This window comes from Promicromonospora sp. NPDC050880 (genome assembly GCF_044456525.1).
Lineage (GTDB): Bacteria > Actinomycetota > Actinomycetes > Actinomycetales > Cellulomonadaceae > Promicromonospora.
Genome location: NZ_JBITFV010000039.1, coordinates 1 through 5,716, shown reverse-complemented (window position 1 = coordinate 5,716; position 5,716 = coordinate 1). Strand labels below are relative to the sequence as shown.

General features: G+C 57.5%; 3 rRNA genes. All 3 read left to right on the top strand.

From position 1 onward, the window contains the following. The first annotated feature begins 209 nt into the window (after positions 1–209). The 3 genes from ACIBBF_RS26420 to rrf all read left to right on the top strand — a co-directional run bounded on the left by ACIBBF_RS26420 (position 210) and on the right by rrf (position 5,708). A 16S ribosomal RNA gene (locus ACIBBF_RS26420) occupies positions 210–1,734 on the top strand. A gap of 600 nt (positions 1,735–2,334) precedes the next feature. Beyond that, positions 2,335–5,462, top strand: a 23S ribosomal RNA gene (locus ACIBBF_RS26415). A gap of 129 nt (positions 5,463–5,591) precedes the next feature. Beyond that, a 5S ribosomal RNA gene (rrf, locus tag ACIBBF_RS26410) occupies positions 5,592–5,708 on the top strand. The 16S, 23S and 5S rRNA genes sit together here, the layout of an rRNA operon. Positions 5,709–5,716: the final 8 nt, after the last annotated feature.

Sequence of the window (5,716 nt, the reverse complement as noted above, 5' to 3'; positions counted from 1 at the left end):
ACGGTGTGCGTCGGTTGTTTGAGAACTCAACAGTGTGCTTGATAGTCAATGCCAATTATTTGACTCTCTTGTTTCGGATCGTGCTGCTGGATGGTGGTGTGGTTCGGGGTGATGGGGGTTGTTTTGGATCGGATCATTGAAACCAGTTTGGTTTTGATCTGGCCGGTATCATTGTTCGCGCTCACGTGAGTGGGTGTGGATGTTTCTCTTTTACGGAGAGTTTGATCCTGGCTCAGGACGAACGCTGGTGGCGTGCTTAACACATGCAAGTCGAACGGTGAAGCTCCTGCTTGCAGGGGTGGATCAGTGGCGAACGGGTGAGTAACACGTGAGCAACCTGCCCTCCACTTCGGGATAAGCCTTGGAAACGGGGTCTAATACCGGATATGAGCACTCACTGCATGGTGGGTGTTGGAAAGTTTTTCGGTGGGGGATGGGCTCGCGGCCTATCAGCTTGTTGGTGGGGTAATGGCCTACCAAGGCGTCGACGGGTAGCCGGCCTGAGAGGGCGACCGGCCACACTGGGACTGAGACACGGCCCAGACTCCTACGGGAGGCAGCAGTGGGGAATATTGCACAATGGGCGAAAGCCTGATGCAGCGACGCCACGTGAGGGATGACGGCCTTCGGGTTGTAAACCTCTTTCAGCAGGGAAGAAGCGCAAGTGACGGTACCTGCAGAAGAAGCGCCGGCTAACTACGTGCCAGCAGCCGCGGTAATACGTAGGGCGCAAGCGTTGTCCGGAATTATTGGGCGTAAAGAGCTCGTAGGCGGTCTGTCGCGTCTGGTGTGAAATCTCATGGCTCAACTGTGAGCTTGCATCGGGTACGGGCAGACTGGAGTGCTGTAGGGGAGACTGGAATTCCTGGTGTAGCGGTGGAATGCGCAGATATCAGGAGGAACACCGATGGCGAAGGCAGGTCTCTGGGCAGTTACTGACGCTGAGGAGCGAAAGCATGGGGAGCGAACAGGATTAGATACCCTGGTAGTCCATGCCGTAAACGTTGGGCACTAGGTGTGGGGCCAGTTCCACTGGTTCTGTGCCGTAGCTAACGCATTAAGTGCCCCGCCTGGGGAGTACGGCCGCAAGGCTAAAACTCAAAGGAATTGACGGGGGCCCGCACAAGCGGCGGAGCATGCGGATTAATTCGATGCAACGCGAAGAACCTTACCAAGGCTTGACATGTACGAGAAAGCCCCAGAGATGGGGTTCTCTTTGGACACTCGTACACAGGTGGTGCATGGTTGTCGTCAGCTCGTGTCGTGAGATGTTGGGTTAAGTCCCGCAACGAGCGCAACCCTTGTCTCATGTTGCCAGCGGGTTATGCCGGGGACTCATGGGAGACTGCCGGGGTCAACTCGGAGGAAGGTGGGGATGACGTCAAATCATCATGCCCCTTATGTCTTGGGCTTCACGCATGCTACAATGGCCGGTACAGAGGGCTGCGATACCGTGAGGTGGAGCGAATCCCAAAAAGCCGGTCTCAGTTCGGATCGGGGTCTGCAACTCGACCCCGTGAAGTCGGAGTCGCTAGTAATCGCAGATCAGCAACGCTGCGGTGAATACGTTCCCGGGCCTTGTACACACCGCCCGTCAAGTCACGAAAGTTGGTAACACCCGAAGCTCACGGCCCAACCCCTTGTGGGAGGGAGTGGTCGAAGGTGGGACTGGCGATTGGGACTAAGTCGTAACAAGGTAGCCGTACCGGAAGGTGCGGCTGGATCACCTCCTTTCTAAGGAGCTCATCTCCATCAGGCCCCGGGAAGCCGGGGATGCCGTGCCGGCTCGTGGGTTCGTCCCTGGGCTGGTGGGTGCTGGTGGCAGAGGCCAGGCCCAGGCCGTACGCGTCTGGGGTGGTTGCTCATGGGTGGAACATTGACGAAGGGTCACCGTGCTGGTGGCTGCTGCTAGTACGCCTGGTTGGTGAGGGGCTTGTCTCCTTGCTGGGTGGGTTGGAACGTGGTGGTCGCAGGTGGTGGTGGCTTGCTGAGCACACTGTTGGGTCCTGAGGCAACCGGCCGCCTCACGCACCACGAGCTTGTCCTTCGGGGATCTTGTCCCTTCGGGGCTGGTGGGTGGGGGTGTGGGGGACGGGTGTTTCTGACTGGATACGGGTCACTGAGTGGCACTTCAGACCAGCCGGCGTGCCGGTGGTGGTGGGTGCGGGTCGCTCTGGTGGGTTCGTCCGTTGCTTGAGAACTGCATAGTGGACGCGAGCATCTTTGAATGTTTCCAAGACTGCTTGGCGATGGTCTGGCTGGTAGGGCCTTTCGGGTCGTGCGGGTCGGGTTGTTGTCGGGTGTGTTGTCTTGGTTTCTGTGATTGTAGTGTTGCCGAAAGTTTTTAAGGGCACATTGGTGGATGCCTTGGCACTAGGAGCCGAAGAAGGACGTTGTAGCCTGCGATAATCCTCGGGGAGTTGGCAGACGAGCTGTGATCCGAGGGTCTCCGAATGGGGGAACCCAGCCGAAGTCATGTTCGGTTACCCGCGCTTGAATGTATAGGGCGTGTGGAGGGAACGTCGGGAAGTGAAACATCTCAGTACCGACAGGAAGAGATATTCCGTGAGTAGTGGCGAGCGAAAGCGGATGAGGCCAAACCGTATGCGTGTCAAGCTGTCAGGCGTTGCGTGTGCGGGGTTGTGGGACCTTCCGGGAAGATCTGACAGTCTTCCGGCCAGTGAGAAAGTCGTGTCATAGTCGAACCGGGTTGAATACCGGACCGTAGTGGGTGGGAGTCCCGTAGACGAAATGGTGCGGCCTGGTGGAGGGGATCCCAAGTAGCACGGGGCCCGTGAAATCTCGTGTGAATCTGGCAAGACCACTTGCTAAGCCTAAATACTACCTAGTGACCGATAGCGGACAAGTACCGTGAGGGAAAGGTGAAAAGTACCCCGGGAGGGGAGTGAAATAGTACCTGAAACCATGTGCCTACAATCCGTCGGAGCCTCCTTGGTAGGGGTGACGGCGTGCCTTTTGAAGAATGAGCCTGCGAGTTAGTGCTCGGTGGCGAGGTTAACCCGTGTGGGGTATCCGTAGCGAAAGCGAGTCCGAATAGGGCGTCTGAGTCGCCGGGTCTAGACCCGAAGCGAAGTGATCTAGCCATGGGCAGGTTGAAGCGCCGGTAAGACGGCGTGGAGGACCGAACCCACCAGGGTTGAAAACCTGGGGGATGACCTGTGGTTAGGGGTGAAAGGCCAATCAAACTTCGTGATAGCTGGTTCTCCCCGAAATGCATTTAGGTGCAGCGTCGCGTGTTTCTTGCCGGAGGTAGAGCTACTGGATGGCTAATGGGCCTCACCAGGTTACTGACGTCAGCCAAACTCCGAATGCCGGTAAGTTTAAGCGTGGCAGTGAGACTGCGGGGGATAAGCTCCGTGGTCGAGAGGGAAACAGCCCAGATCACCGGCTAAGGCCCCTAAGCGTGTGCTCAGTGGGAAAGGATGTGGAGTTGCACAGACAACCAGGAGGTTGGCTTAGAAGCAGCCACCCTTGAAAGAGTGCGTAATAGCTCACTGGTCAAGTGATTCCGCGCCGACAATGTAGCGGGGCTCAAGCACACCGCCGAAGCCGTGGCACTCACATTGCGTTTGATCGCAAGCCCAGCATGCGCCCTTGTGGTGTGTGTTCAGGTGTGTGGGTGGGTAGGGGAGCGTCGTGTGGGCAGTGAAGTCGCAGGGTGACCTAGCGGTGGAGCCTACACGAGTGAGAATGCAGGCATGAGTAGCGAATGACGGGTGTGAATCCCGTCCGCCGAATGACCAAGGGTTCCAGGGCCAGGTTCATCCGCCCTGGGTAAGTCGGGACCTAAGGCGAGGCCGACAGGCGTAGTCGATGGACAAGGAGTTGATATTCTCCTACCGGCGAAGTACCGCCCATACCGAGCCCGGTGATACTAACCACCCCAAGCCACCGCCGAGACCTTCGGGTCTCACTGGTGGGGCGGCGTGGGACCTGATCCGGTAGTAGGTAAGCGTGTTAACAGGGGTGACGCAGGAAGGTAGCCAGGCGTGGCGATGGTTGTCCATGTCCAAGGTCGTAGCCCGACACCTAGGCAAATCCGGGTGTCATGAAGGGTGAGAGCTGATAGAGACCGTGTATGCGGGAATCTGGTGATCCTATGCTGCCTAGAAAAGCCTCGACGCGAGGGACTAGCCGCCCGTACCCTAAACCGACTCAGGTGGTCAGGTAGAGAATACTAAGGCGATCGAGTGAATCGTGGTTAAGGAACTCGGCAAAATGCCCCCGTAACTTCGGGAGAAGGGGGGCCTGAACCGTTAACCCACTTGCTGGGGGACGCGGGGAGGGCCGCAGAGACCAGGGAGAAGCGACTGTTTACTAAAAACACAGGTCCGTGCGAAGTCGCAAGACGATGTATACGGACTGACGCCTGCCCGGTGCTGGAAGGTTAAGAGGACGGGTCAGCTTCGGCGAAGCCCAGAATTTAAGCCCCAGTAAACGGCGGTGGTAACTATAACCATCCTAAGGTAGCGAAATTCCTTGTCGGGTAAGTTCCGACCTGCACGAATGGCGTAACGACTTCTCCGCTGTCTCAACCGCGAACTCGGCGAAATTGCAGTACGAGTAAAGATGCTCGTTACGCGCAGCAGGACGGAAAGACCCCGGGACCTTTACTATAGCTTGGTATTGGTGTTCGGTGCGGTTTGTGTAGGATAGGTGGGAGACTGTGAAGCTCGGGCGCCAGCTCGGGTGGAGTCATTGTTGAAATACCACTCTGATCGCTTCGGATGTCTAACCTCGGTCCGTGATCCGGATCAGGGACAGTGCCTGGTGGGTAGTTTAACTGGGGCGGTTGCCTCCTAAAATGTAACGGAGGCGCTCAAAGGTTCCCTCAGCCTGGTTGGTAATCAGGTGTCGAGTGCAAGTGCACAAGGGAGCTTGACTGTGAGACTGACAGGTCGAGCAGGGACGAAAGTCGGAACTAGTGATCCGGCGGTGGCTTGTGGAAGCGCCGTCGCTCAACGGATAAAAGGTACCCCGGGGATAACAGGCTGATCTTGCCCAAGAGTCCATATCGACGGCATGGTTTGGCACCTCGATGTCGGCTCGTCGCATCCTGGGGCTGGAGTAGGTCCCAAGGGTTGGGCTGTTCGCCCATTAAAGCGGTACGCGAGCTGGGTTTAGAACGTCGTGAGACAGTTCGGTCCCTATCCGCTGCGCGCGTAGGAAACTTGAGAAGGGCTGTCCCTAGTACGAGAGGACCGGGACGGACGAACCTCTGGTGTGCCAGTTGTTCCGCCAGGAGCATGGCTGGTTGGCTACGTTCGGAAGGGATAACCGCTGAAAGCATCTAAGCGGGAAGCCTGCTTCGAGATGAGGTTTCCGTACACCTTGTGTGTGGGAGGCGCCCAGCAGACTACTGGGTTGATAGGCCGGATGTGGAAGCAAGGACTGAAGACTTGTGGAGCTGACCGGTACTAACTTGCCGATAACTTTCTCAACACTCAAATTCTTTCAAGGCACTGGGCTCTTTGATGAGTCTGTGTGGTGTGTGTTCGCGTCCACTGTGCGGTTCCCGAGTCACGGGCACCAACCCCCACTGGTGTGGGGTTGCCTGGTCTCGATAGTGTTTCGGTGGTCATAGCGTGGGGGAAACGCCCGGTCCCATTCCGAACCCGGAAGCTTAGCCTCATAGCGCCGATGGTACTGCCCTGGAGACGGGGTGGGAGAGTAGGACGCCGCCGGACAACCATTC